This window comes from Lactococcus sp. FSL K6-0773 (assembly GCF_038006485.1).
Classification (GTDB): domain Bacteria; phylum Bacillota; class Bacilli; order Lactobacillales; family Streptococcaceae; genus Lactococcus; species Lactococcus lactis.
The window spans coordinates 227,123-252,930 of record NZ_JBBOVF010000001.1 but is presented as its reverse complement, the minus strand read 5'-3'; the positions used below and the strand labels follow the sequence as shown (position 1 = coordinate 252,930).

Annotated in this window: 27 protein-coding genes; 3 read left to right on the top strand and 24 right to left on the bottom strand. The window is 34.7% G+C overall.

The window, feature by feature from the left end:
• Nucleotides 1–13 precede the first annotated feature (13 nt).
• Nucleotides 14–859, bottom strand: coding sequence for a WxL domain-containing protein (locus MHB61_RS01305; RefSeq protein WP_003130736.1), 846 nt, complete (start codon nt 857–859; stop codon nt 14–16).
• Nucleotides 860–1,098: 239 nt separating this feature from the next.
• Entirely contained in the window at nt 1,099–1,224 is a 126-nt protein-coding gene (locus MHB61_RS01300; protein WP_003130738.1) for a hypothetical protein, read from the bottom strand.
• A 608-nt stretch (nt 1,225–1,832) separates the two neighbouring features.
• Here MHB61_RS01300 and MHB61_RS01295 point away from each other — a divergent pair.
• The gene (locus MHB61_RS01295; protein WP_137016700.1) at nt 1,833–2,450 is read left to right on the top strand and encodes a hypothetical protein; all 618 of its coding nucleotides are present in this window, start codon (nt 1,833–1,835) and stop codon (nt 2,448–2,450) included.
• Nucleotides 2,451–2,463: 13 nt separating this feature from the next.
• Here MHB61_RS01295 and MHB61_RS01290 read toward each other — a convergent pair whose 3' ends face one another.
• The 20 genes from MHB61_RS01290 to MHB61_RS01195 all read right to left on the bottom strand — a co-directional run bounded on the left by MHB61_RS01290 (nt 2,464) and on the right by MHB61_RS01195 (nt 22,278).
• Entirely contained in the window at nt 2,464–2,634 is a 171-nt protein-coding gene (locus MHB61_RS01290; protein WP_003130741.1) for a hypothetical protein, read from the bottom strand.
• Nucleotides 2,635–2,661: 27 nt separating this feature from the next.
• Entirely contained in the window at nt 2,662–3,975 is a 1,314-nt protein-coding gene (obgE, locus tag MHB61_RS01285; protein ID WP_003130743.1) for a GTPase ObgE, read from the bottom strand.
• 149 nt (nt 3,976–4,124) lie between these two features.
• A complete protein-coding gene (locus MHB61_RS01280) occupies nt 4,125–5,303 on the bottom strand; it encodes a cell division protein FtsQ/DivIB (protein WP_137016698.1) in 1,179 nt (392 codons plus the stop codon).
• Nucleotides 5,304–6,377, bottom strand: a complete 1,074-nt coding sequence (gene murG, locus MHB61_RS01275; protein WP_003130746.1) for an undecaprenyldiphospho-muramoylpentapeptide beta-N-acetylglucosaminyltransferase — start codon at nt 6,375–6,377, stop codon at nt 5,304–5,306.
• 209 nt (nt 6,378–6,586) lie between these two features.
• Nucleotides 6,587–7,939 carry a UDP-N-acetylmuramoyl-L-alanine--D-glutamate ligase gene (murD, locus tag MHB61_RS01270; RefSeq protein WP_003130748.1) on the bottom strand — a complete coding sequence of 451 codons (1,353 nt, stop codon included), beginning with the start codon at nt 7,937–7,939 and terminating at the stop codon, nt 6,587–6,589.
• A gap of 490 nt (nt 7,940–8,429) precedes the next feature.
• On the bottom strand, nt 8,430–8,771 hold the full coding sequence (locus MHB61_RS01265; protein ID WP_010906046.1) for a P-II family nitrogen regulator: 342 nt from the start codon (nt 8,769–8,771) through the stop codon (nt 8,430–8,432).
• A gap of 131 nt (nt 8,772–8,902) precedes the next feature.
• Nucleotides 8,903–10,144 carry an ammonium transporter gene (locus tag MHB61_RS01260; protein WP_003130753.1) on the bottom strand — a complete coding sequence of 414 codons (1,242 nt, stop codon included), beginning with the start codon at nt 10,142–10,144 and terminating at the stop codon, nt 8,903–8,905.
• A gap of 182 nt (nt 10,145–10,326) precedes the next feature.
• Entirely contained in the window at nt 10,327–11,802 is a 1,476-nt protein-coding gene (locus MHB61_RS01255) for a HAMP domain-containing sensor histidine kinase (protein WP_010906048.1), read from the bottom strand.
• Between the two features lie 7 nt (nt 11,803–11,809).
• Entirely contained in the window at nt 11,810–12,502 is a 693-nt protein-coding gene (locus MHB61_RS01250) for a response regulator transcription factor (RefSeq protein ID WP_003130756.1), read from the bottom strand.
• Between the two features lie 155 nt (nt 12,503–12,657).
• Nucleotides 12,658–13,188 carry a YceD family protein gene (locus tag MHB61_RS01245; RefSeq protein WP_003130758.1) on the bottom strand — a complete coding sequence of 177 codons (531 nt, stop codon included), beginning with the start codon at nt 13,186–13,188 and terminating at the stop codon, nt 12,658–12,660.
• 130 nt (nt 13,189–13,318) lie between these two features.
• The gene (locus tag MHB61_RS01240) at nt 13,319–13,564 is read right to left on the bottom strand and encodes a type B 50S ribosomal protein L31 (protein ID WP_003130760.1); all 246 of its coding nucleotides are present in this window, start codon (nt 13,562–13,564) and stop codon (nt 13,319–13,321) included.
• A gap of 155 nt (nt 13,565–13,719) precedes the next feature.
• Nucleotides 13,720–14,184 (bottom strand): hypothetical protein, encoded by a 465-nt coding sequence (locus MHB61_RS01235; protein ID WP_003130761.1) that lies wholly within the window; start codon nt 14,182–14,184, stop codon nt 13,720–13,722.
• A gap of 81 nt (nt 14,185–14,265) precedes the next feature.
• Nucleotides 14,266–14,628 (bottom strand): TIGR02328 family protein, encoded by a 363-nt coding sequence (locus MHB61_RS01230; RefSeq protein ID WP_010906050.1) that lies wholly within the window; start codon nt 14,626–14,628, stop codon nt 14,266–14,268.
• Between the two features lie 484 nt (nt 14,629–15,112).
• Nucleotides 15,113–15,610, bottom strand: coding sequence for a CHAP domain-containing protein (locus MHB61_RS01225; RefSeq protein WP_226898137.1), 498 nt, complete (start codon nt 15,608–15,610; stop codon nt 15,113–15,115).
• A 93-nt stretch (nt 15,611–15,703) separates the two neighbouring features.
• Nucleotides 15,704–16,540 carry a metallophosphoesterase gene (locus MHB61_RS01220; protein ID WP_003130766.1) on the bottom strand — a complete coding sequence of 279 codons (837 nt, stop codon included), beginning with the start codon at nt 16,538–16,540 and terminating at the stop codon, nt 15,704–15,706.
• Nucleotides 16,541–17,158: 618 nt separating this feature from the next.
• A complete protein-coding gene (locus tag MHB61_RS01215; RefSeq protein ID WP_003129376.1) occupies nt 17,159–18,232 on the bottom strand; it encodes a carbamoyl phosphate synthase small subunit in 1,074 nt (357 codons plus the stop codon).
• A gap of 62 nt (nt 18,233–18,294) precedes the next feature.
• Nucleotides 18,295–19,227, bottom strand: coding sequence for an aspartate carbamoyltransferase catalytic subunit (locus tag MHB61_RS01210; RefSeq protein ID WP_003129382.1), 933 nt, complete (start codon nt 19,225–19,227; stop codon nt 18,295–18,297).
• A gap of 183 nt (nt 19,228–19,410) precedes the next feature.
• The gene (locus tag MHB61_RS01205) at nt 19,411–20,703 is read right to left on the bottom strand and encodes a uracil-xanthine permease family protein (protein WP_003129384.1); all 1,293 of its coding nucleotides are present in this window, start codon (nt 20,701–20,703) and stop codon (nt 19,411–19,413) included.
• Nucleotides 20,704–20,797: 94 nt separating this feature from the next.
• Nucleotides 20,798–21,319, bottom strand: coding sequence for a bifunctional pyr operon transcriptional regulator/uracil phosphoribosyltransferase PyrR (gene pyrR, locus MHB61_RS01200; protein WP_137016696.1), 522 nt, complete (start codon nt 21,317–21,319; stop codon nt 20,798–20,800).
• A 260-nt stretch (nt 21,320–21,579) separates the two neighbouring features.
• Nucleotides 21,580–22,278 carry a M50 family metallopeptidase gene (locus MHB61_RS01195; protein ID WP_003129391.1) on the bottom strand — a complete coding sequence of 233 codons (699 nt, stop codon included), beginning with the start codon at nt 22,276–22,278 and terminating at the stop codon, nt 21,580–21,582.
• A 95-nt stretch (nt 22,279–22,373) separates the two neighbouring features.
• Between MHB61_RS01195 and MHB61_RS01190 the strand changes: the two genes are divergently transcribed.
• Both MHB61_RS01190 and MHB61_RS01185 read left to right on the top strand, forming a co-directional pair.
• The gene (locus MHB61_RS01190; protein WP_003129394.1) at nt 22,374–22,673 is read left to right on the top strand and encodes an ArsR/SmtB family transcription factor; all 300 of its coding nucleotides are present in this window, start codon (nt 22,374–22,376) and stop codon (nt 22,671–22,673) included.
• On the top strand, nt 22,663–23,577 hold the full coding sequence (locus tag MHB61_RS01185) for a cation diffusion facilitator family transporter (RefSeq protein WP_003129395.1): 915 nt from the start codon (nt 22,663–22,665) through the stop codon (nt 23,575–23,577). The genes MHB61_RS01190 and MHB61_RS01185 overlap by 11 nt, the downstream gene beginning before the upstream one ends.
• 82 nt (nt 23,578–23,659) lie before the next feature.
• On the opposite strand, the gene MHB61_RS01180 is transcribed toward MHB61_RS01185, so the two are convergent.
• Nucleotides 23,660–24,901 carry a glutamate-5-semialdehyde dehydrogenase gene (locus MHB61_RS01180; RefSeq protein ID WP_003129397.1) on the bottom strand — a complete coding sequence of 414 codons (1,242 nt, stop codon included), beginning with the start codon at nt 24,899–24,901 and terminating at the stop codon, nt 23,660–23,662.
• Nucleotides 24,902–24,918: 17 nt separating this feature from the next.
• Nucleotides 24,919–25,725, bottom strand: coding sequence for a glutamate 5-kinase (gene proB / locus MHB61_RS01175; RefSeq protein ID WP_026138929.1), 807 nt, complete (start codon nt 25,723–25,725; stop codon nt 24,919–24,921).
• Nucleotides 25,726–25,808: the final 83 nt, after the last annotated feature.

The following is a 25,808-nucleotide window of genomic DNA, read 5'->3' as shown; positions in this document are numbered from 1 at the left end:
ATCAAAATCAGACTTATGGTGCTGGTGTAACCGCAGATGTATTTCCATCCCAATCATTTCCTGGAACGGCTTGTAAGCTCCAATACAAATCTGTAGTATATGGTGCCGCTTTCTCAATCAAACCTGCAGGAACAGCCAAACTAATTGCTGATTTTGTTGCCACTTTAGTATGATCTGTGGTATTGGCTGTATCAACTGAACTTGCATCATAGGCATCTACATCACCAAAATTATATAACCAAGTTCCTGCTCCTTCATTTTTTGCAGCTGAAACTAGTTTTGTTGCTACTCCTGGTGTGAGCGTTCCTGAAGCGACAACATCACTTGGCTTCCCAGCGGTAATACCATTTCCTCCAAGGAGAGTGCCTCCGGTAAAGCTAATTTGTGCACCACTAAGTGCATATCCAGGATCTGTTGATGTTCCAGTAGTCATATGAAGATCTGAAGCTTGTGTTAAACTTAATGTCCAACCTGATAGCTCACCTGATTGGTCTGTTACTTGAGCATAGTTAGGCACTACTTTTACAGCGTTAGATTGATCTTTTACCATATCAGGATGTGCATAATAAGTTTTAGATTGAGTGGAAATTGATTGGGTTCCGAAGTAAAGGGTTGAACCATAATCGACAGTAAGATTTCCAGAAGCACCTGGAGTACCTGGGTCTACTGGTGTTACAGGATTAGTTGGGTCTGTTGGATCAAGAGGGTCGACTGGACCAGTTCCTGCTTGTAAAGTCAAATTTGCACTTGAAGTGTAATCCCCACCTGTAGTCGCCGCACTAGCGGTTGTGATTATCATAGGGGCAGAAATCAATATGCCGGCAAGAAGTGTTGTTGATTTTAAAATTAGTTTATCCATTAAGTTTCTCCATTTGTTTTATCCTTAAAAAAGGTGCAGTAATCGACTATTATTTATTTTCTATAAAGTTAACCTCCCTCTTTCTTTTTTATAAACTATTATGCTTGCCAAAATTAATAAGCCAACATAACTAGTTACCATTGATGAGAATTCCATATCTCCTGTTTTTGGGAGTATGGTCTGAGTAATTGGAGGGTCTTTTTTAGGATTTTCTTTACTACTTGAACTCGATTCTGGTCCTACCAATTTCCCGTAAATCCAACTTGACCTTTTGTATCATAACTTGTTGTATCTGCTGAACCCATGGTCGTCAATAAATTTGACGATGAGAATAGCAATAAAATAATTAATACTAATTTTTTCAATATTCTTTCCTTTCTTAATCTTTACATTTACAAATTTTTATCTTTGTAATCAATAAAAGACCTCTCTTTCTCTATAAATTCTAATGTAATTTTCAGAAAAACTTCAATTTTTCGGAAATTTTTTCATTGTATTGCAATGTTTTTGCTTAATTTTAGGTCTTGATTTGTTTAGGTAATTGAGTAATGTGTAATTTTACAGATATATTTTTTAATAATCGTGTAGTTAATCTTATACAAAATAATTAATTATTATATAATATAGTTGTATGTATCTAATTTTTTTAGTTACAAAGTAATTCTAGAGTGAAAATTTGATAAGTTAACTAGTATTCTTTCCGAAAAATTGAAGTTTTTCGTAAAGAAAACCAATAATTAGAGTTTTTTTCTGCTATTTTTTCTAATTCATCTTTATATTTACTAAAAAAAAAATTTATTACTTCATAAATTGTTTTTTAGTATCATTTAATTGTTTTTTAATATGAAAAAAAATAGTATAAAATTTCCCAAAAGTGATACAATGATAAGAAACATTTGAAAATCAACCACTTCTTCTGTCAGTAAAATTTACTAGATACTTTGCTGACAGAAATTTTTAAGGATTTTATACCATGAGTTTTATAAATATTGTTATGTTGCCTGATTTCATCAGTGTTATTTCAGATGGACAAATTACAACCAACGAAGTTCTTACCCAAAGTCATTTTAAAAAATTTGAAAGTAATCCAAATGGGTTCGTTGTTGGAATTACCGGATTTGAATTGATTACCAATAATATTCGCAAGAAATTTTATTATCAACCTAATTTAAATTTTGAGGAAGCTGAACTTTTGCTTAGGGTTGAACTTGAAAAATATAAAAGTAAGCAAGTTAATTTTGGTCAACATATTTCTTTTAATGCTGTCATTGCTGGTTTTCCTATTGAGAACCCCAAAGTCCCTAAAGCTTTAAGTTTTCATGTTGCAAATCAAAACATTTCTGAACACTACTATGAAAAATCGGCAATTCTTTCTTTGATTCCCGATGATATTTCTTTTAACCCCAATCAAATTATTACTGATAATCTGAATAAATCTTTGAATATCACTCCCACTTTTCAAGTTCAAACCCTTCAACGTAATGCACTCTATAAAGTTGCTGACCAATCCAAAACGGTCAATAAGGTTATTTTTCAAGAAATAATTGAACCTAAAATTACTGACAGAAGTCACTATTCTAGCTGTCAGTAAAAAAAAGACTGAATTAATCAGTCTTTTTTTCATCGTTTTTCTTTTGATTAGCCTTTGATAAAGCCAATTTACCATGAGGATTGTATTTCTTTAACAAGTCATCAATCCGTTCATCGGTCCAATAATCGGCTGAGGCAATAAAATTTCCGTCTTTGTCACGGTCACCAATAATTTTAAATCCCATTTTTAATCTCCGAAAATATTGAAATTTTTAATCTACAAATTCAAATTCAAATTTTTGAATTCTAACGTAATCGCCATCCTTGGCTCCCATTGAACGAAGTGTTTCGTCAACACCCATCGCGCGCATTTGGCGAGCAAATTTCATAACTGATTCATCATGATCAAAATTAGTCATGATAAAGAGTCTTTCAATCTTATCCCCAGATAAGCGCCATCCACCATCATCATCACGAGAAACTTTAAATGGTTTTTCTTCTTCTTCAAAGCCGTAATAAGCTGTTTCATCCGCTAATTCATCTTCATCGTAAAGTAAGAATTCTGGTGTTTGTGCAAGTAATTCACTTGTGCGTGCAAGCAAACCTTGAAGTCCTGTTTTAGTCAGGCCAGAAACTTCAAAAATTTCAGGCATTTCTTTATCAGGACCTAAATCAGCAGCTAATTTTTCTTTAAATTCAGCTAAACGTTCGGCAGCTTCTGGCATATCCATTTTGTTGGCAACAATAATTTGTGGACGTTCCATCAAACGTAAATTGTAAGATTCTAATTCATCATTGATTGTTTTGTAATCTTCGTATGGATCTCGTCCTTCAAGTTCTGACATATCAAGAACATGAAGAAGGACACGTGTACGTTCAATATGACGCAAGAATTGAATTCCCAGTCCTGCACCAGAGTGCGCTCCTTCAATCAATCCTGGCATATCTGCCATAACAAAACTATCTCCATAACCTACTTGAACCATTCCAATATTAGGAGTGATTGTTGTGAAATGGTAAGCGCCAATTTTAGGACGCGCATTTGAAACAACTGACAATAATGTTGATTTACCAACAGATGGAAAACCAACTAAACCAACATCTGCTAAAACACGAAGTTCCAAAAGTAGAATTTTATCTTCTCCTGGTTCTCCATTTTCTGCTACCTCAGGTGCTGGGTTACGTGGTGTGGCAAAGCGAATATTTCCACGACCGCCGCGACCGCCTTTAGCAACCGCAAATTCTTGGTCTTTTTCGATTAAGTCAACTAAAACATCACCAGTTTCGTTATCTTTAACAGTTGTTCCTTGAGGAACATGAACAATCAAATCTTCGGCTCCACGACCGTGCATTCCTTTGTTCATCCCTTTTTCACCTGGTTTACCACGGAAAATACGGTTATAACGGAAATCCATCAAAGTTGACATTCCTTCATCAACTTTAAAGATTACAGAACCGCCTTTTCCCCCGTCACCACCGGCAGGACCACCATCTGGAACATATTTTTCACGGCGAAAAGCAACTGCACCATCGCCACCTTTACCAGCTTTTACTTCAATTCGTGCTGTATCTAAAAACAAAGACATACAGTTTCTCCTCTAAATTTTCTTTATATAGTTTATTTATTATTTTTCCACAAAAATGCGTGCTATCTATTATAGCATTTTATCAGCTTTTTTTATAGCTTGCTCTGTGCTAAAAAAGTGACAATCCTAAATTATCACTTTTTTTATTTTTAATTTGAACTTGTTGTTGTGCTTTGAGCTGTATTTTCACTACTTGCATCAGTCTTTTTCGCATTTTGAGCAGAAATAGATGCTGATTTTGAGGTAGATAATTGTGAAAGATAAGCATCATAAGCAGCTTTTGGCTTCGTATAAATACCAGCTTCCATATCTACAACTTGTGGTGCTTGAACTTGTTTAGCAACACTTGGATAATATGGCAGGCGGTCAGCTAATTGACTCAATGAAACTCGAACCTGATTTCCGTCACTCATATCAATGGCAATGAAATCTTTTGTCGCATCTGTAGGAGTTTTAGTAACATTAGTCATCAGTGATTTTATTGCTGGTTTAAGCGTTTCATAAGCATTTACAAAAGTTTTAACTTCTTCGTCATTAAAATTTTGTAAAACTGGCAATTTCTCAAGCTTAGTTGCATCAACTGGTGTTGTAATCACGTAACCGTTATTTAAGACAAGGTAAGTTTGATCATTACGTTTGACATAGACACTGTTTGTATGTTCTTTTACAATGGCCTCAAAGCGATTAGGAAAATGGTAATTGATTGTAACGGCAGAAATTCTAGGGAATTTTTGTTCGATTGTCGCTTCAATTTTTTCCTTATTATTTAGGATATTAAAAATACTATCGCTTGTTTGAATTCCTGAAGCTAATGCAACTTGTTCGCTACTTTCATTCGCATTTCCAGAAACACTAAAAGTTGATATTTTGCTGAGAGGTGAAATCAAATAAAGAGAGCCGACGAATACCAGAACAACAATTGCTAAGGCTGGCCACATTTTCTTTAAAAGTGGAGCTGAACCTTTAAATAAAGAAAAAAATCTTGAAGGTCTTTTGATTTGCTCTTCTTCATACTCATATTCATTCTCTTGAGAAAGTTGTTCTAACTGAGCAATAATTTTTTCATTTTCAATCGGAGCTTCGCTTGATTGAGTTTCTTCGTTATTAGTATCAAAGCCTTCTTCTAACAACTCAGCTGACTCAGCTTCGTCTCTAGTGTCATCAAAGTTTTTTTCAGTTTTTGGGAGACTTTTAAGAAAAGGTGAAGAAAAATGAACCTTTTTAGGTTGATTTGCTTTCTTTTCTTTTTTGGCTTCTTCTGCTTTTCTTTTCTGATATTCAAGATGTTTTTGCTGCCAAGGGGTTAAGTTATTATCTTTTTCACTCATTTATTTACTAATTTCTTTCACTAGATTGTAAAGGCGTTGGCTAGCATCTGGAACGCCCGCTTTTAGACTAGCTGCTTGCATTTCTTGATACTTCTCATTATTTTCGAGTATATTTGAAATAGCTTCAACCAATGTTTGACCCGTTAGGTCTTCGTCTTTGATGATAATAGCTGCACCTTGGTCAACGTATTCTTGAGCATTTTTAGTTTGTTGGTCAGCTGTCACATTTGGACTTGGGACATAAACGGCTGGTAAGCCTAAAGCGGTCACTTCAGCAATAGTTGTTGAACCAGACCGTCCTAAAAAGAGCTGACTTTTTGCTAAAAGTTCTGTCATATTATTAATATAAGGACGAATATCTAAATTAGAATTTTCTTTATATTGATTAAAAGTTTCCTTGTAATCATCATAATAAATCTCTCCTGAAGCATAAACGGTTTTAAATGAACGTTGTGCTAATTCAGGAAGGGCTTCAATAAAAGCATTGTTAAGTTTTAAAGCGCCACGTGAGCCACCAAAAATAACAACCGTTGGTTCTTCAAATTTTTCTACTTGAGCCGCTGCATCTGCAACTTCTTGTGCCCTTGGATTTCCAGTAAAAGTCGTTTTGCTCGCTGGAAAATATTGTTCTGCTGCGTGAAAACCTACTGCAATTCGGTCAACTTTTTTAGCAAGAAAACGATTAGTTATTCCTGGGAAAGAATTTCCTTCATGTATAATTGTTGGAATTTTTAATTGCGCAGCAGCATAAACAACTGGCCCTGCCACATATCCACCAGTTCCCAAAACAACATCCGGTTTAAATTCTTTCATAATTTTTTTAGCATCTGAGACAGATTTAAAAAACTTATAAGCTGTTTTTAAATTTTGCGGACTTAGTGAACGACGTAATCCTTGGATATCAACTGTTTTTAATTTAATTCCTGCTTGAGGGACAATTTTTGCCTCCAAGCCTTTTTTCGTTCCAATATAAAGCACTTCTGTATCTGGTTCTACTTTTTCCAAATACTTAAGGAAAGCTAGCGCTGGATAAATATGACCGCCTGTGCCGCCACCTGTAATGATAATTCGCATGTTTGTTTTTCTCCAATAGTTTGGGGATTCTCTGACAAATATTTTTGTACCCAACTTTCATTAAATCCTGTTCTCTAATAAACAAGAAAATAACGATAGAAATAAAGTACAAATTAAATCTGATAGCTGTCAGCAAGATGAATCGTAATTATTCTTTCTGTCAGTAAAATTAATTTTAACATAAATTAATTCAATAGTTGTCAGTACTTTTATTTTTTCAAATTTTCAAAGGCTTGAATGAATAAATCACCGCGTTCTTCAAAAGTTTTATATTGGTCCCAACTTGCACAAGCTGGACTAAGTAAAATTGTATCTCCTGCTTGCGTTTGAGGTAGAATTTCTTCGAGGGCTTTTGCAACATTTTCACTATCAAAAACGGGAATATTCAATTTTTCTGCAGTCAAACGTAATTTATTTGCTGTTTGCCCAAAAACAACCATTCCTTTCAAATCTTGCAAATCTTTTTCTAACTCTTCAAAACCATTTCCACGATCAAGTCCGCCAGCTAAAAGCCAAAGTTTACTATTATCAAAACCAGAAAGTGCTTTTTGAGTAGCCAAAATATTGGTTGCCTTGCTGTCGTTATAGACTTTACGACCATCAATTTCGCCAAGATATTGCAGACGATGTTTTACACCAGCAAAACTTGTCAGTACTTCTACAATCGCTTCATTTTTTGTTCCTTGTAATTTTGAAGCTACAATGGCTGCTAAAGCATTTTCTAGATTATGCTCACCAGGAAGTGAAAGTTCAGAAACTTCCATGATATATTCATCATTAAAATAAATTTTTCCATCTTTAGAATAAGCACCATTAACTTTTTCTTTTGTTGAAAAAGCAAGAACAGTCGCTTTCGTTTTGTCAGCCAAATTACGACATTTTTCTTGATTAAAATTGAGAATCAAGAAATCATCTGAGGTCATATTTTCTTGAATTCGCCATTTTGCAGCTTCATAGGCTTTTTGCGAACCATGATAGTCTAAATGAGCTGAAAATAAATTTGTAATTAAGGCAATTTTAGGGCGGAAGCTATCAATGCCCATCAATTGAAAACTTGAAAGTTCCATCACTAATGTATCAGAAGCACTCGCTTTTTCGGCTACTTCTGACGCTGGAAAACCAATATTCCCTGACAATTTTGCTGACTGACCATCGGCATTTAAAATATCAGCAATCAATGTTGTCGTCGTTGTTTTCCCATTGGTTCCGGTAATTCCAATGATTGGAGCTTCACTGATGAGATAAGCAAGTTCAACCTCAGTAATTACAGGAATATTCAATGCTTCAGCTCGTTCAACCATTGGGTTATCATAACGAATTCCTGGATTTTTAACCATTAGTGCAAAATCTTCATCCAATAAATCAATAGGATGACTCCCTGTGATGACTTTAATTCCTTCTTCTAAAAGTAATTGCGCTTCTTTATTTTCTTCAAAAGGTTTGCCATCATTGACCGTAACAATCGCACCCAACTCATTGAGCACAAGGGCAGCAGCCATTCCAGAACGGGCAAGTCCAAGAACTAAGATTTTTTGATCTTTAAATTTCGTTATTTTTTTCATTTTCTATTCCTTTTTAAGTTGTCAGTAAAATATTTCACTGACGACTTTATCTAATCTATTTTACCCCTAATCGGGCTTTTTTTCAACAGTCTTATTTACTGACAAGTCTGTCAGTAATTTTTTCAAAAAAATATAAAAAGCTGACCTATTTGTCAGCTTACTTTTTAATAAGATAGAACTCAGCAAGAAGAATCATTTCTAACCTAGAAAAGTCGTTGTTAGCTTTGCTGACTTACAAATATACTAGTTGTTACACCGAGAGTCAGCAGAAGTGAATCTGGAATGATAGTCTCCAAGCATCTACACTTTATCCTGTTATAAAGTATGAGACTTAGAGCGTAATAAGTAACACAAAATAACGATTTGTTTTGCTTGATTCTTACCGTATTATGACCGAACTCAGTGGAAACAATAATTTTCCGATGAGTGAGTAATAAGGTATCTAGTAAGAGCACCCATTCACGCTTCAGAGTGTTATAAGCAGTGATACTTAGAGCGCTTGAGCATCTTCTTCTGAGGTTCTAATTCGAATTACACGCTCAACAGGTTGAATGAAGATTTTACCATCTCCCACTTCGCCCGTTTGAACTGCTTTAATAATCACATTAACAATATCATCAACTTTTTCATCGATTGATACAATTTCTATCTTTAACTTTGAAAGTAAAGTAGTTTCAATTCGTTGACCACGAACATATTCTGTAAATCCTTTTTGTTCACCATAACCCAAAACTTGAGAAACTGTCATCCCATGCACCAAGCCATTATCTGATAGGGCTGCTTTCAAATCTTCTAATTTATCTGTCCGAATAATCGCTTCAATTTTTTTCATATTTTTTCTCTCTTTGTATCTTACATTTTTACTGACAGACTTGTCAGTATACTTCAAAGACATCATTCAAAATTGATTTTACTGACAAACTCACAATTTTATATAAAAAATATCTGTCAGTAAAATTAAACTTAAGAATCCAAACCTAAGAAGGTTGGATAAGCAGTTTCTTCGTGCTCACTGTCGTCAAGTCCAATAGCTTCAGCACGGTCAGATACACGAATTGGCATAAACAAGGCAATTACTTTAATAATGATCCAACTCACAAGAGCAGTGAAAATAACTGTGAAGACAACCGCAGACACATTAGCCAAAAGTAATTTCCCAGAGCCATAGATTAAACCAGCGTAGCCTTTTTCTGGTGCCAAAGCCGGCGTTGCAAAAATTCCTGTCATAATTCCGCCAAACATCCCGCCAATACCGTGACAACCAAAAGCATCTAAAGCATCATCATATCCCAATTTCTTTTTTACTACAGAAATCATAAAGTATGACAAAGGACTGACCAAAAGACCAATAATCAATGACGACCATAAAGAAACAAAACCAGCGCCTGGAGTGATGGCCACCAAACCAACTACCGCACCAGAACAAGCACCAACAATTGAAGGTTTACCAATCAATATTTTTTCAACAATCATCCATGAAAACATTGCTGCTGCTGCCGCTGTATTAGTCGTCATAAAAGCGTTAATTGCCACACCATTGGCAGCAAGCGCTGACCCAGCATTAAAGCCGAACCAACCAAACCATAGGAGACCAGCGCCCAAAACAACAAAAGGAATATTATGTGGACGATAATCTAAACGTTCGTAATCTCGACGTTTTCCAAGTACTAACGCAAGTACAAGTCCTGTCACCCCACTTGAAATATGAACAACATCTCCACCCGCAAAGTCAATCGCATGAATTTGAGCCAAAAATCCACCGCCCCAAACCATATGAGCCAAAGGATAATAAACTAAAATTAACCAAGCAGTCATAAAAATCAAAATTGGTGTAAATCTCATTCTTCCAACAACAGATCCCGTAATTAGAGCTACTGTGATAATCGAGAACATCATTTGAAAACCAGAAAAAAGGCCATCTGGAATATGATTAGCAGGGAAAAGTGAATTTTTAGCCATATCCACACCATTCATAAACAAATGGTGGAAATCACCAATCCAACTATTGCTTCCTGAAAATGAAAATGAGAAGCCAATAATTATCCATAAAATAGAAGCCAGAGCCATTGGTGCGAGAGACATCATCATTGTGTTTAACACATTTTTTCGGCGTCCAAGCCCTCCATAAAAAAATGCTAGTGCAGGCGTCATCAAAAAAACCAATGCCGCACAAATTAAAATAAATGCAATTGAGCCTGTGTCCATAAAATTTCTCCTTTAAAAGTTCGAGATTAAAACAGATTATTTATCAATATTTTCTGACAATTTAATCATGTAATAAAATATAACACAACTTTCTAAACAAGTCAATTTTTTTTGCATTTGATGTCACAAAACATAACATACGTCGCAAAAAAAGAACTGCCCTTTAGCAATTCTCTTATTCTTTATTTTATTTTCGGGAATTTTAGTGTAAAAGTTGAACCAAGACCCAGTTCTGAATTTACCTCAATTTCCCCTTGATAATTTTCTGCCAATCGAGCTAAAATTGATAAACCTAAACCAGTTCCACCAATTTCTCGATTGCGAGCCTTGTCCGCTCTAAAGAAACGCTCAAAAAGATGATTAATATCTTCTTCTGAAATTCCAATTCCTTTGTCAGATACACTCGTAATCACAAACTGTTCATCCTCAGAAACAGTAATCACGATTTCTTTACGATCATCAGGAGAGTATTTAGCAGCATTATCTAACAGAATTCGTAACCCTTGTTCAAAATGATTTTCTGAAATTCGCGCATGAGTGGGATAAATAAGCCGGTTATCAAGCACTATTTCAAAATCATCATGCAAAAGCTGAAAATTCTTAAGGGCCCGATTACAAACTTTTCCAACATCACAATCCAGTTCTTCACTTGATAAGTCAACATTTTCAAGGCGAGCAAGAGCCAACATCTCCTCAAGCATTTTCTTCATTCGATCAACTTCATCTAAACTTGCCTGCAAAGATTCATCTAATACTTCTGGATCATTTTTCCCCCATCGATTCAACAAGTTAATATGTCCATCCAAGACAGCTAAAGGTGTTCTTAATTCATGAGAAACATCAGAAACAAAGCGATTTTGCTGTTCAAGATATGCCTTCATCTTCAACATCATATCATTGTAAACATGAGCCAACTCTTCGATTTCATCTCCACTTTGAATTTCAATCGGTTCAAAATCATTTGTTGGATCATTTGCCATTTCTTGCATGCCCTGATAAAGTTTTTCCAATGGTTTCATAAAGTAATTAGCCATGAAATAACCAATCAACTGAGCGACAATCAAGGCAACAATTTCTAAAATTAACAAGACAATCAAAAGAAGATTAGAAATTCGATGATAAGTCGTCGTATCATAAAAAGCCTGTAAGTATCCCACAACTTGTCCTGTTGACTTAGAAATAATTTTTCTCTGAACTAAATAACCTGGATTTTCTCCCCGAATCTCTTTCATTTCATTATTAGCCTGATTCTGAAAACCAAAAGTATGTCGATTCGTTGAATACAATAATTTATGATTTAAGTCATAAATATAAAATGCTTTCCGTGTCCCAATGATACTACCCAAACTCATTCCTTCAGACTCACCATTTTGAATCTTTGATGTCGCTTCAATATATGTGTTCAAATTCGATGAATTCAAAGGAGCATCTGCTTTTTCTAAGACTTCCTCAACACTATCCATAGAGCGAGTTAATAATTGTTGTTCTTCTTTAATAAAAGAACTGATTGTCAATTGATAAGTCAAAGTAGCAAACAAAGTAAAAGTAATAAAACAAAAAACGGTGTTAGCAAAAGCCCACCTAAGCATGATAGACCGCTTAGCCGAACTTTCCTCTACCGTCTCTTTTTTCTTATTGAAAGTAAATAGTTTTTTCATCTTATTTTTATTTGCGTTCACGCATTACATAACCTAAGCCACGAACAGTTTGAATATAGCTATCTTGACCTTCAACATCAATTTTATTTCTAAGATAACGAATATAAACATCCACAACATTTGTTTCTGTTCCTTCTTCATATCCCCAAACTTGTGAAACTAAATGTTCACGAGTCACAACATCGCCAACATTTTGCATCAATGTCAAAAGGAGGTCATACTCACGACGTGTTAAATCAATTACTTTTTTACCACGATGAACTGTGCGATTCGTTTTGTCAATCACAAGATCACGGAAAGAAGTATTTTCAGCACGTTCAACGGCATGACCATGCTCTTCACGACGGAAGAAAGCACGAACACGCGCCAAAAGTTCCTCAATCGCAAAAGGTTTAGTGATATAATCATCAGCCCCAATATCAAGACCAGCAACACGGTCCATCGTTGAATCACGTGCCGTCATCATAATGATTGGTGTATCTTTTTCTTTTCGTAAACGACGGGCTACCTCAAAACCGTCAAGTTCAGGAAGCATCAAATCAAGCAAGATTAAATCATAATCTTTTGAAGTTGCTTCTTCAAGACCAGAACGACCATTATCTTTAATCTCAGTCGCATAGCCTTCATGTTCTAATTCTAATGAGACGAATCGCGCTAAATTCTTTTCATCCTCAATAATCAAAATTTTCTTTGAAGTCATATCATTCTCCTTTGTTAAAAAAACTGTATAATTCGATTTCTTATAATACTATTATAAGATAAATTTAATTTATGTACAAACTATTTGACGCTTTTTTTAAATTGTTTTCGCTTTCTTATGCTTTAAGGCTGAAATCCTTTGAAAATGAGAGCTGTCTAATCAAATAATCCATTCAACGCATCAAAAGGAGATTTCTTTTCTTCCAATTTTTCTTCTTGTTGTTTGGCATAATCTTCTTCACTCAAAACAGACCAGAATTTACCAGCCGGCAACTCTTCTGCCTCTTCATCTTCAGCAAAAATTTGCAAAGGAATTTCCAATAAAAGATTATCAGTGATTGATTCATCTAAACTGATTAAATCTTTATCCAAAATAATAATCAAATCATTGTCTAATAATTCTTGATTCCCTCTCAAACTCTCTTCAGTCGCAAAAATTTCATTGACAAGAAGATCAATTGGATACTCGACTGGTTTTAAACTTCTTGACGAAGGTAATGTCAATACTGTTTTAATTTGATAATCTAAATAGAATAAATCATCATCATAAGCAATTTCACCTTTAACCTCAATTGGTTGACAATCCAAAATTTCTTGTGAACGTTTGAGCAAATCATCACGTAGATTTAATTTTTCATTGAAACTAATTTGTTTTTTTTTCGTTAATTCATTTAAAGACCATTTCATCTTTTAATATTCTCCCACAATTTAATTATTTTTCTTTATTTTATCTTATTTCTATATTTTTTCATAATAAAAAGCTGTCAAATGACAACTTTTACAGGTAAAAATAAAAATGGTCGAAGGACCATTTCTATTATTGTTTGCCGTATTTCTTTTCGAAACGAGCGATACGTCCGTCCGCTGCTTGGAATTTTTGACGACCTGTATAGAATGGATGTGAATCTGAAGAGATTTCAACACGGATCAATGGATAAGTGTTTCCGTCTTCCCATTCAACAGTTTCTTTAGAACCTTTAGTTGAACCAGTCAAAAATTTGAAACCAGTTGTAGTGTCCATGAAGACTACTGGTTGGTAATTTGGATGGATATTTTGTTTCATCGTTAGAATTTCCTTTCTGCCTTGGACTGTTTGCCAGACCAAAGTTGTACGAATACTTAAATATTCTATCAAATTTATAGATAAATTTCAAGTTAAAATTTTCTTTTGTCAAGAAAAAAACTTTACAAACTTTTCAATTCTTAAAAAAAGTAAATTTACCCCAATAAAAATTTTCTATAATAATATTTTCCGGTAGTATCTCTAGCATAAAGTCCAATCTTACGTTGATTAATTCCGAGTTCTTTTATTTTAGTTATCCACTCATTTTTAGCTATGAAATAAGTTGCATCTTCTTGCGGATTAAGTAAAATTGGTAGTTTGGCACTTTCGTACTCGAAATCTCTAGGCATCATAAATATTATTTTTTTCCTCCTTTTTCTTAACCAACTTTTTTGATAAAGACCGACTTCATAAATCTTTACGGGAACGGATCCAATATTTACAAGATCAATAGACCACAAAGATATTTTTTCTCCAGAGAATATTTTATAAGAAGTCCAATAGTCAACTTCTAATTTTTTTCGATAGTCTCTTCTTGCCAAATAAAGCGAAACAATAACTACAGCTATAGTTCCAATCGCACTCAAGGCCTCCCAGACATTTCCTAAATCGATAATCATGAGTCGCTCACTTTCTCATTTTATACTCACGATTTTATCATATCATTTAAGCATTTTCAAAGGAAATCCTCTTTTTATTTTCTAGATTATTATTCCCTTTTCTCTCAAATTTTCTTTACAATCTTCAAGATAATCATTATTATGTTCAGGATAGATCGGGAAGGTTTGAATAACTTCTTCTAGTTCTAAATAGACTTTAGAAGTTTGTCCCCGATATAAAGGATTTAGCCATTTTTCATCCGGATGATAGCCTCTTTTTCTCATTTCAGTCATGACTTGTAAATGATATTGAAAAAGTTTATAGGGCGAATAATTAAAAACATAATTTACTGTTGAATGTGGTTTCCCCCACCCTTTTCCTCGAAGGGCACAACATTCACGATGCTGTCCCAAAAGTTGCTGTCTTGGAAGCTTTTTGATTAAAGCTTCATGCCAAAGTCTCATATCCTCCCCTTTCATATTTAGAATAGAAAAATTTTTTTATTAAAAAATCCTCCCGAAGGAGAATTCTCTTTTCCCTATTTGAATCAGATATTAATTGTTGATTTCCGATTGTTCAACCGATGAGTTCTAGAATTAACAATTAATATCTGAAATAAAGATATATCTATTATACCTTGATAAAAGGATGCCCTCAAGTAATTTGATTAGCTGATTTTTTAAAGAAACCTATTTTCCAATTACATAAGGTAAGCGACTAGCTTGATCTTTGCTTAAAACTTGATAAGAAAATAAAGTACTATAACCTGTTCCTGATTGCGAAATTAATATTGAACCATCAGAACGAATTTTTTCTACAAAGGCAACATGACCGTAAGTGGCATCAGCTCCATCTTATACGCCTTAAAACTTACAGCACTATAGAGTTGTGGAGTTGTGTGACCTGATAACCTGCTTGATTTTGCCAATCCTTACCATTTCCCATATATTATCCATAGTTAATTCCAAACTCTTTCGCTTGATTATAGACCCACCAAGTACATTGTTTATAAGCAGAAGTTTGGGTTGAATAATTATCAATATTCATTGGTTTATCAATCTTCCAACCCGCTGGAGTTCCAGGCAAACTGTCAGAAGGCATTGTTTTCCAAGCAATAGCTCCATATTTCCAACCTACAGATAATAAACTATTCTGCTCAAATATATTTGTTGTATAGTTATGGGCACCTGACTGAGCATTAGGATTATAAGAAACATAAAGATTGACTGTTCCAGTTGAATAAAAGACAGGATTTGCATTATTGTCCCAACGCCAACCTAGATTGACCAAAGTTTTTGCTTCATATTTACTCAAGGTATAATAATGATCTCCACCTTTAACATTGGAATTATAAAGCCGATAAACTGATCTTTTCGAACTTGCTTTCACCTGAGTTCCATTAGCGATATTCCAAACACCTACTGCTGTTATTATACTAAGTAGCAAATAAACATTTCCCCTTGCCTTCAAATCCTCCATTTTTCCTAGTCTTATGCTATTTAAACTAATGTATTCTATTTAAACTCTATAATAGGCCACCTAAAAAGTTAAAACGGCAATTTCAGGAGCTACACCAAATCTGGCTGATAAATGAGTCGTTCCTATCCCGGTATTAACATAAAGTTTTTCATTTGCCCCTAACTGATAAAGTCCACCAGTATAGTTATTCGCATGGCTCATCAATGCCGTAGCTTTTTTTTGAATTTGAGGAATAAGTGGGACGTTTATTTGACCGCCATGACTATGACCAGAAAGAATTAATTCATAACCCTTATTTTGATATTGGCTAACTTCATCTGGCTCATGAGTCAATAATATATCATAACTCGTTTCAGCCATTTGATTTGGCGAGGGAAATTGCGGATTTCCTAACAAAGCATCATCCAAACCTGTGAATAAAATTTTCTTACCATTATCCAAAGTAAAAACTTGATTTTCATTTCTTAAAAGAGAGAAATCAGATTCAGCCATAATATTTGCATATTCTTTGACAGCTCCCCCACCATAATCTCGATTGCCCCAAATTGCAATTTTCCCATATTTTGCTTTCAGACTTTTTAACTTAGAAATAACAGCTTCATTTTCATTGTATTGCGAATAATTATCATATAAATCTCCCGAGAAAATAATAAAATCAGGATTTTGTTCATTTGTTTTTTGAATCACTTTATCTAATCGATCAGCATTAAAATCCTTTTTAATATGTAAATCGGATAACTGAACAATTTTCAAATTTTCTTTAGAATTTGTATTATTCACTTGATGCTCATTGACTACTAAACGGTAAGGTTCAACTTTAAAAGCGTAGTAAAAGACTCCTATAACAGTACATATTATAAGAATAATAAGTGAAAATACTATTTTTTTAATTTTCATATCTCTAGATTATAACATATTGCGTATTTTTTAAACTTACAAAAAGAATTCACTTTTTCTAAGTGCATGCTACATATAATTATAGAAATGCGTAATCAATAGATTGGTTGAAATTTAAAGTTTATAAACAAAAATTCATGAGGAAATTTGATTATTTTACCAGTAAATAAGTGAAGAACATTTTCTTCTCGATAAAAACTAACTTAGAAAAAACCTATCACTATGCCTTTTTATTGTTAATATTTTGAGTATCACTTTGAATCTCAACTTCTAAAATACTTTGTATGCTTGATAATGCCTCTAAAAATATTTTATTCACTTTCTGAAGTAATAAAACTTGTAAGCGAGAGGATAAAAAAACGCCTAGATTAGTAGGCGCTTTAGGAGTATTTATGAAAAAGTTTATTTTTTGGAATAGATTTATTATAGAACTTATTTCTTAAATGAATAATAAAAAATAATTAATAACTTATACTTTGATTGAATCTTCGGCTTCGGAGAAAAGCAGTAACAATCTTATACAAAAATAGATAATAAAAAAACTCAGTAGTTCTGAGTTTTTTTATTATCTAACGAGCAATATACTGTCACACACTCAAAGACATTTATATCAATATCCTATTTTTTGAAGTTATCCATGAGATCCATGAAATCATCAAAAAGATAGCTGGCATCGTGAGGCCCAGGAGCTGCGTCTGGGTGAAATTGGACTGAAAAAGCTGGGAAGTGTTTGTGACGCACTCCTTCAACTGAGTCGTCATTGATTTCAACATGGGTAATCATTAGGTCTTCAGGTAAGTTTTCTGATGAAACGGCATATCCATGATTTTGTGAGGTGAAGTCAATTCGTCCTGTTGCAATTTCACGAACGGCATGGTTAAATCCACGGTGTCCAAATTTCATTTTGTAGGTTTTTGCTCCATTTGCAAGACTAAATAATTGATGACCTAAGCAAATACCGAAAATTGGAATTTTACCTTGAATTTCTTTAATCATTTCAATTGCTTCTGGTACATCTGTTGGGTCACCAGGGCCATTAGTCAACATGACACCATCAGGTTCCATTTCCAAAATTTCTTGAGCACTGGTGTTGTATGGGACAACGGTGAGATTACATTCCCGTTTTGAAAGTTCCCGTAGGATACTATGTTTCAAGCCAAAGTCAACAACGACAACTTTTCTGCCTGTATTTGGTGATGGATAAGCGGTCGTTGTACTACTTGTTTCAACTTGATTTGTTGGTAATACTGTCGCTTGAAGTTGGCTCATTTGATGCTCTACTTCATCTCTTGCTTGTACAAGTGAGGCCTTCATAGTGCCGTGTTCTCGAACAATTTTAGTAATCGCTCGAGTATCCACACCTGTAATTCCAGGAATATTTTTTGCTTTTAAAAATTCATCAAAAGACATTTGCATCCGCCAGTTCGAAGGACGGCGCGCTGCTTCATGAACAACTACGGCTTTACAGGTTGGATGAATTGATTCATAATCATCTCGATTGACGCCATAATTTCCAACAATTGGATAAGTGAAAGTCAAAATTTGTCCGTTGTATGATTGGTCAGTGATTGATTCTTGATAGCCTGTCATTCCTGTATTAAAGACAAGTTCACCTGTAACATCCAAGTTTGCACCAAGGGATTCTCCCTCAAAAATGGTTCCGTCTTCTAAAATTAAAAGTCTTTTGCTCATAATAAATATTTCCTTTGAATTTTGCTTTAGCAATTATTTTTTCTTGTTGTCAGCGCTTTGAATTATTTAGCTTTTTTTCCAGCAAGAATTGCTTCAAGAATTGCCATTCGCGTATAAACACCATTGCTCATTTGTTGAACAATCCGACTTTGTGGGCTTTCAACAAGGCTGTCAGCAATTTCAACACCCCGATTGACTGGAGCTGGGTGCATGATAATGGCTGTTGGTTTCAACATTTTTGCTCGTTCTTCTGTCAGTCCAAAATGATTATGGTAGCCTTCTTTAGAAAAGCTTTCGCCACTATCATGACGTTCGTGTTGAACGCGTAAGAGCATATGAACGTCAAGTTCTGGCAAAATTCGGTCTAGGTTGGCATAATGACCGTAATCATCAAATTCTTCACTATACCATGCTGCTGGGCCTGTAAAGTAAAGTCTAGCTCCTAATTTTTGGAGCATCATCATATTAGATTTGGCGACACGTGAATGGGTTAAATCTCCGGAAATTGCGATTTTTAAACCTTCAAATTTGCCAAATTCTTCATAAATGGTCATCAAGTCAAGTAAACATTGACTTGGATGTTGCCCTGAACCATCTCCACCGTTAACAATCGCACAATGAATATTATCTGAATTCACTAATTCTTCATAGTAATGTTCTACTCCTGAACGTATAACACAGATATCAACGCCAAGTGCATCAAGTGTTAAGACGGTATCGTAAAGAGTTTCTCCTTTACTAATTGAGCTTGCTTGCGCATCAAATTCAAGAACATCTAAGCCTAATTTACGCTCAGCAATATGGAAACTATGGTGCGTTCTTGTAGAATTTTCAAAGAAAAGATTTGAAGCAAAAGTTTGTTTTTCTAAATCAAATTCTGCTGTTCCTGCTTTGAAAGCTGAGGCTCTTTTGATAAGTCCCATGACTTCATCAACACTCAATTTTTCCATACTTGTGAGGTTTTCGAGTTGAACTAATCCATTTTTTACTGACATGAGGTCTCCTTTACCCTGACTGTGTGCTCTCTGTCACAACAGTTTTATTGACAATATATTTGATTGTTTTGTCAGTAAACTGACAAAATTTTTATCTACTGATGGAAATCTCGATAGGATTTCTATCAGTTATAAGTTCACTTTTTTTAATTACTGACGATTCTGTCAGTAATTTTGAATCTTTTAAATTTCGCTAGGATCTTTTGGCAAGACAAGATTTAAAACAATTCCGAGAATTGTTGCAATGGCTACTGATGAAATTTGTAAATTTTGAGTGATATTAATAATCATTCCACCAATCCCGATAACAAGAACAACTGAGCTGATTAGTAAGTTTCGTTTGATATCAAAATTAACTTTATTTTCAACTAAAATTTTCAAACCAGAAGCTGCAATTACTCCAAAAAGGGCAATTGATGCTCCCCCGATGACGGGTGCTGGAATTGATTGCAAGAGTGCTGTAATTTTCCCAATGAATGAGACAACGATAGCAAGAACGGCAGCTCCAGCAATAACATAAATCGAATGAATTTTTGTAATTGCCATAACTCCAATATTTTCACCGTAAGAGGTCACCGGCGGTGCACCAATAAATCCGGCGATGATTTGAGCTAGACCGTCACCAGTTAATGTTTTTTCTAATCCTGGTTCTTTAAAGTAATCTTTTTTAGTTAATGAATTCAAAACCATAATGTGGCCAAAATGCTCAGTCATTGTGACAAAAGCAATCGGTGCCATTGTCAAAATTGCTGACGGATAGAAGGCCCACTTGTAATTGGCAAATGGAATTTCCATTGGTGGAATGGTCAGCCACTTAGCATGTGAGATTCCAGTGAATGAAACAATGTTCATCCCTGTAATCTTACCAATAATCATTGCTGCAACATATCCTGTGATGATTCCAAGTAAAATTGGAACAACTGACAGAAATCCTTTGCCATAGATACTGTAAATGACAATAGATAACACAGTGATGAGGGCAATAATGATATAAGCTAAACTGTATCCTTTTAGATTTGCAACGTCCGTGTACATGGCATCATTAATTGCTGTTGGAGCAAGTGATAATCCAATGACCATAACGATTGGCCCAACGACGATTGGCGGTAAAACTTTGTCAATCCAGCCTTTACCTGCAAATTTTACAATTAAAGCGACAATCAGATAAACCAATCCACCAGTCATTGCCCCTTGAGCAATGGCTGGCATTCCACCATTTTTCATCAGTAAAGTCATCGCACCAATATAGGCAAAGCTTGAACCCATGTAAGCTGGCACTTTAAATTTTGTAACACTCATGTGTGAAAGTGTACCAAGTCCAGAACTCAAGAGGGCAATGGCTGGGTTAATCCCAACTAAAATTGGCACCAAAACCGTTGAGCCAAACATGGCAAACAAATGTTGAAATGAGAGACCAAACCACTGACTTGCAGCTGGTTTCTCATCAACTTTTAAGATAATATCATTATCGTGCACTTTTTTCTCCTAAAACTCTAAGTTGAATATTTGTTAATTCTTTCGTCAGTAACTGACAGCATATTTTTTACTTTAAATTACTGACAGAAATTTTTTAATCTTCACGTTTAATTAAAATACTGTCATTGCCATCGTGTTCAGACATTTGAACAATGATTTCTTCATTACGACCCGTTGGAATATTTTTCCCAACGTAGTCTGCACGAATTGGCAATTCACGATGTCCACGGTCAACTAATACAGCCAATTGAACACGAGCTGGACGACCGAGTTTTACAATTCCATCAATTGCCGCACGGATTGTCCGACCTGTGTAGAGCACATCATCGACAAGAATGACATCTTTTCCTGTAATATCGATGTCAATTTCTGTCGTGTCTTCTTGAGCTTGTTTGTCATCACGGAATGGACGTGTATCCAACTCACCAAAAGGAATTTCCAAACCTTCTAATTGTTGCAAACGTTCTTGGATTCTTTTTGCTAAATAAACACCACGTGTTTTAATCCCAATCAAAACCAATTTGTCCAGCTCTTTATTACGTTCAATAATCTCGTAAGTGATACGTGTAATTGCACGTTTCATTGTGATTTCGTCAATAATTTCTTTTCTAGCCATTGTGGCTCCTTTCATTCTTGATGATCAATTGGTCAGTAAACTAACAAATCTTTCATTTAGCGATTTAGCTTCCATTTCTAAGTTGTCCATTAACATACAAAAAACCTGCACTCAAAAGAGAATGCAGGTAGGTATCAGAAAATGGACAGTATCCATCATATTATTACATTATTAATTTCTGACCTTGCCTGCCTCTCTGGACAATCTTAAAGGTTAGATAGATTATAGCAAAGTTCTCGCCACTTGTCAAAAATTATTTTTTATTTAGAGAATAAAGTCTTGAAAGTGATTATAATCAAAAATAGACAAGATGACATCATTAAAAGAAAAATTAATTTCCAAACAAAAGCAGGGATTATTTGAAATTTCTCATGGAGTAAATCTGCATCAGAAAGTTCTTCATTTTTATGAAAAATTACTCTAAGGTCAATAAATGCCCCTAAAGTCAGAAAACCAATTAAAGCTCCACCCATAAAATTAAAAATCTGAATTTGACCAAAATAAAGCAAAGCCCCTGTAATTAAAATTCCTAGCAAACAAATCAAAAAGCCATACCAATTTTTAACGACGATTAGAACAGAAAGGCTGACTATCAACAGACTTATAAGAATGAATTCTGGATGATTGATAATCAAAAACCAGCTAAAGAGACAGCCAAAAAGTAAAGGCATTGGATAGCCCATCAATAAAACAAAGAAGCTTCTCCCACCACCACTTGTTTGGGTGAGGCCGGAACTATCATGATTAAGATGAATTCTATAAACTTTACCAAAAGTAATTTTCGCCGCCAGAGCATGACCAAATTCATGTAAAAGCGTCACTAAAATTCTTAATAAGGGATAAAGAAAGATAGCTATTAAAAGCCCACAAATCAAACCTAATAAAATTATTTTTTGCTGGTCACTAAAGTCTGCGATTCTTTCAAAAGCAGAATAAATATATTGGATAAAATCTTGCAAAACTTCTCCTTTCAGTTTATCATAACAAAAATAACTTAAAATAAAATATTTAAAGAAAGCTTGACAAATATATTATAAAATTATAATATAATAATATGATTAACGAAAAAGATATTGCTGAATTTTTTAAACTTTTCTCTAACGACGGACGTTTAAAAATTATTTCCAGCCTAGCCACTGATAACCTAACCGTAAATGAGATTGTTGAAAAAACACAACTTTCTCAATCTCTTGTCAGTCAACAACTAAAACTTTTAAAAAATGCACGGATTTTAACGAATGAAAAAATTGGAAAAACGGTCACTTACAGTATCTATGACCGCCATATTTTACATCTTTTGAAAGATGTTGCAGAACATTTGGATGAACAAGAGGGAGGAAATCATGAGCCTTAAAAATAAACAAATAAAAAGCGAGCATGACCATAATCATCTGGATAAACTTGTCTCACAAAACGTCACAATCGTTTTTGCTTTAAACCTCTTCTTTGCGATTTTAGAATTTATTTTTGGGGTGCTCTTTAATTCTACGGCTATTTTATCTGATGCCGTCCATGACACAGGAGATGCCGTTGCTATCGGTTTAGCCTGGTTTTTCCAAAAATTCTCTAAAAAACGAGAAGACAAACACTTCTCTTTTGGTTATCAACGTTTTAGTTTACTCGGCGCCTCACTCACAAGTGTCATTTTAATTACGGGGAGTTTCATTGTGCTTTTCGAAGCCGTTCCTAGTTTTTTCAACCCTCAACCTGTAGAAGCAACAGGTATGCTTGGTTTGGCTATTTTTGCAATTGTCGCCAATGGTTTTGGTGCATGGCTTTTGGCTCGTGGTTCCTCACGAAATGAAAGTATTTTAAATCTCCACGCGCTCGAAGACGTTTTAGGTTGGCTGGGAGTCCTCATTGTTTCAATCGTCCTTCATTTTGTAAAATGGTACTGGCTCGACCCACTTCTTTCTATTCTAATTGCTTTGTTCATCTTATCCAAAGCCATTCCAAAATTCTGGGGAACTTTACGTATTCTTCTTGAATCAGTCCCCGAAGATATTGATTACAAAAATCTTCTAAGAGCCCTTGAACAACTTCCTGAAGTACTTGCTGTCACACAACTTATCATTTGGTCAATTGACGGTGAGCAAAATGCAGCAATGATTCATATTGTGATTCCCGAAAATCAAGATTTCTCAGATGCAAAAATCGCTGTTCGTAAGCTTTTAGAAAGTGAGAAAGTTTGTCGCTCAGCCATTGAACTTGATGAAACTACTGACGAACATAAAAAACATGTTCAATATGAAATTTAATTACTGACAGAACTTGTCAATTTATAAAATTACTGATGAATTAAAAGACTCGGCTTATAAAAAGCCGAGTCTTTTAATATTTTTAACGAATTTGTCCTGTGCCATCAATCAGATATTTTGTTGAGGTTAGAGCCTCTAAGCCCATTGGCCCTCTGGCATGAAGTTTTTGAGTTGAAATGCCAATTTCAGCACCTAAGCCAAATACAAAACCGTCAGTAAATCTTGTAGACGCATTGACATAAACGGCTGCCGCATCAATTTCATCTTGAAATTTTTGCGCATTGAAATAATCATGAGTGACAATGCTTTCTGAATGACGACTTGAATAAGTATTAATGTGCTCAATTGCTTCATCCAAATTATCAACCGTTTTTACTGACAGAATATAATCTAAAAATTCTGTCCCAAAATCATCGTCAGTTGCAGGAATTCCAGCTGACAGAACTTTCAGCGCACGCTCGTCAGCACGAAATTCAATTTCATGAACTTTATTGATTTCATTTTCCAACTTTGGTAAAAATTCGTCAGCAATTTTTGCGTGAACCACTAAACTTTCTGCTGCATTGCAAACACTAGGACGCTGTGTTTTGGCATTTATCACAATTTTTGTCGCCATTTCTAAATCAGCAGATTCATCAACAAAAATTGTACAATTACCCACCCCAGTTTCAATGACAGGAACCGTTGCTTTTTCTTTGACACGGTTAATCAATCGCGCTGACCCTCGCGGAATCAAAACATCTAAAAATTTATCTGCCTGCATCATTTTTTCTGCTTCAGCATGACTTGTGTCAGATAACAATTCAACTGCTCCGTCAGTAATTTTTGCTGACAGCAAATTTTCCTTAATAATTTCAACTAAAACCATATTAGAATAAATCGCGTCAGACCCACCGCGTAACAAAACAGAATTTCCTGTTTTAAAACAAAGAGAAAAAGCATCGATAGTCACATTTGGACGACTTTCAAAAATCATTCCAACAGTGCCAAGTGGCACTCTTTTTTGCAAAATCTTAAGTCCATCAAGATTAGTGAAACCTTGCAATACTTGCCTAATTGGGTCAGGAAGTTCTGCAACTTGTCTCAACCCTGTTGCCATATCAGAAATTCTTTGCGCATTTAGACGCAAACGGTCAACCATAATCTCAGAAATTCCATGTTCCAGAGCGTTAGCCAAATCTTTTTCATTCTCAGAAATAATTCTGTCAGTATTTTCGATAAGGCTGTCAGCTAAATTTTGCAAAAAAACATTTTTGTCGGCAGTTGATAGCTTTGCTACTTCTTTGCTCGCCTTTTTAACCTTTAATCCAAGTTCTTCAATCATCGTTTTATCCTTCTTTCTCAAGATTTTTGATGAAAATAAGTCCCAATCTCACGTCCTTCGATAATTTCTTTAATCTCTCGAATCCGTTCGCCATTGGTCAGAACCATTTCTTGACCATTTTCAAATAAAATCTGTGCAGCCGCCAATTTTGAAGTCATCCCGCCAGTTCCAAAACGCGAACCGGCACCACCAGCCATTTGACGTAATTCATCAGTAATTTCATGAATTTCATTAAAAATTTTCGCATCATCATAAATCGTTGGATTTTTATCAAAAAGTCCATCGATATCTGACAGCATAATCAATAAATCAGCATTCACTAATTTAGAAACAATCGCTCCCAATTTATCATTATCACCAAATTTTGTTTGATGATCCATTTCATCAACCGCAATAGCATCATTTTCATTAATAATTGGAATAATCCCAAGCCCAAGTAACGCATTTAGTGCATTTTCAGCATTCTCACGACTCGTTGGAAAATCAGTCACATCACGTGTCAAAAGTAACTGAGAAACTTTTTGCGAATAACGACGAAACATTTGCGTATAAAGACTCATCAATTCAACCTGACCGATTGAAGCCAAAGCCTGCTGGTCAGCAATCCCTTTGGGACGTTTATCTATACCAAGCACATTCAAGCCAACTCCAATCGCTCCAGAAGTCACCAAAATCACTTCATAACCTTTATTATTCAAATCAGATAAAACAAAAGCCAACTCGTCTATATTTGATAAATTTATTTTTCCATTTGGCAAAATCAACGAACTCGTTCCAATCTTAACTACAATTCGTTTAACACTCAAAATATTTTTTCTTGTCATAATCATTTATTATAGCAAGATATTTCAACAAATACGAGAGTAAAATGATTAAATTTCTACTTTTTATTATTTTATTCTACAAC

Bases quoted from the DNA above. Each gene is read 5' to 3' on its own strand.
- murD (WP_003130748.1), bottom strand. From the start codon at position 7,939: ATGAAAAAAATAACGAAATTTAAAGATCAAAAAATCTTAGTTCTTGGA.
- MHB61_RS01245 (WP_003130758.1), bottom strand. From the start codon at position 13,188: ATGAAATGGTCTTTAAATGAATTAACGAAAAAAAAACAAATTAGTTTC.
- MHB61_RS01185 (WP_003129395.1), top strand. From the start codon at position 22,663: ATGAGCCTTAAAAATAAACAAATAAAAAGCGAGCATGACCATAATCAT.
- MHB61_RS01180 (WP_003129397.1), bottom strand. From the start codon at position 24,901: ATGATTGAAGAACTTGGATTAAAGGTTAAAAAGGCGAGCAAAGAAGTA.
- MHB61_RS01250 (WP_003130756.1), bottom strand. From the start codon at position 12,502: ATGACTTCAAAGAAAATTTTGATTATTGAGGATGAAAAGAATTTAGCG.
- MHB61_RS01190 (WP_003129394.1), top strand. From the start codon at position 22,374: ATGATTAACGAAAAAGATATTGCTGAATTTTTTAAACTTTTCTCTAAC.
- MHB61_RS01215 (WP_003129376.1), bottom strand. From the start codon at position 18,232: ATGAGCAAAAGACTTTTAATTTTAGAAGACGGAACCATTTTTGAGGGA.
- MHB61_RS01210 (WP_003129382.1), bottom strand. From the start codon at position 19,227: ATGTCAGTAAAAAATGGATTAGTTCAACTCGAAAACCTCACAAGTATG.
- proB (WP_026138929.1), bottom strand. From the start codon at position 25,725: ATGACAAGAAAAAATATTTTGAGTGTTAAACGAATTGTAGTTAAGATT.
- MHB61_RS01230 (WP_010906050.1), bottom strand. From the start codon at position 14,628: ATGAGACTTTGGCATGAAGCTTTAATCAAAAAGCTTCCAAGACAGCAA.
- MHB61_RS01235 (WP_003130761.1), bottom strand. From the start codon at position 14,184: ATGATTATCGATTTAGGAAATGTCTGGGAGGCCTTGAGTGCGATTGGA.
- MHB61_RS01220 (WP_003130766.1), bottom strand. From the start codon at position 16,540: ATGAAAATTAAAAAAATAGTATTTTCACTTATTATTCTTATAATATGT.
- MHB61_RS01260 (WP_003130753.1), bottom strand. From the start codon at position 10,144: ATGGACACAGGCTCAATTGCATTTATTTTAATTTGTGCGGCATTGGTT.
- MHB61_RS01280 (WP_137016698.1), bottom strand. From the start codon at position 5,303: ATGAGTGAAAAAGATAATAACTTAACCCCTTGGCAGCAAAAACATCTT.
- obgE (WP_003130743.1), bottom strand. From the start codon at position 3,975: ATGTCTTTGTTTTTAGATACAGCACGAATTGAAGTAAAAGCTGGTAAA.
- murG (WP_003130746.1), bottom strand. From the start codon at position 6,377: ATGCGAATTATCATTACAGGTGGCGGCACAGGCGGTCATATTTATCCA.
- MHB61_RS01265 (WP_010906046.1), bottom strand. From the start codon at position 8,771: ATGAAAAAAATTGAAGCGATTATTCGGACAGATAAATTAGAAGATTTG.
- MHB61_RS01255 (WP_010906048.1), bottom strand. From the start codon at position 11,802: ATGAAAAAACTATTTACTTTCAATAAGAAAAAAGAGACGGTAGAGGAA.
- MHB61_RS01240 (WP_003130760.1), bottom strand. From the start codon at position 13,564: ATGAAACAAAATATCCATCCAAATTACCAACCAGTAGTCTTCATGGAC.
- MHB61_RS01295 (WP_137016700.1), top strand. From the start codon at position 1,833: ATGAGTTTTATAAATATTGTTATGTTGCCTGATTTCATCAGTGTTATT.
- MHB61_RS01305 (WP_003130736.1), bottom strand. From the start codon at position 859: ATGGATAAACTAATTTTAAAATCAACAACACTTCTTGCCGGCATATTG.
- pyrR (WP_137016696.1), bottom strand. From the start codon at position 21,319: ATGGCTAGAAAAGAAATTATTGACGAAATCACAATGAAACGTGCAATT.
- MHB61_RS01290 (WP_003130741.1), bottom strand. From the start codon at position 2,634: ATGGGATTTAAAATTATTGGTGACCGTGACAAAGACGGAAATTTTATT.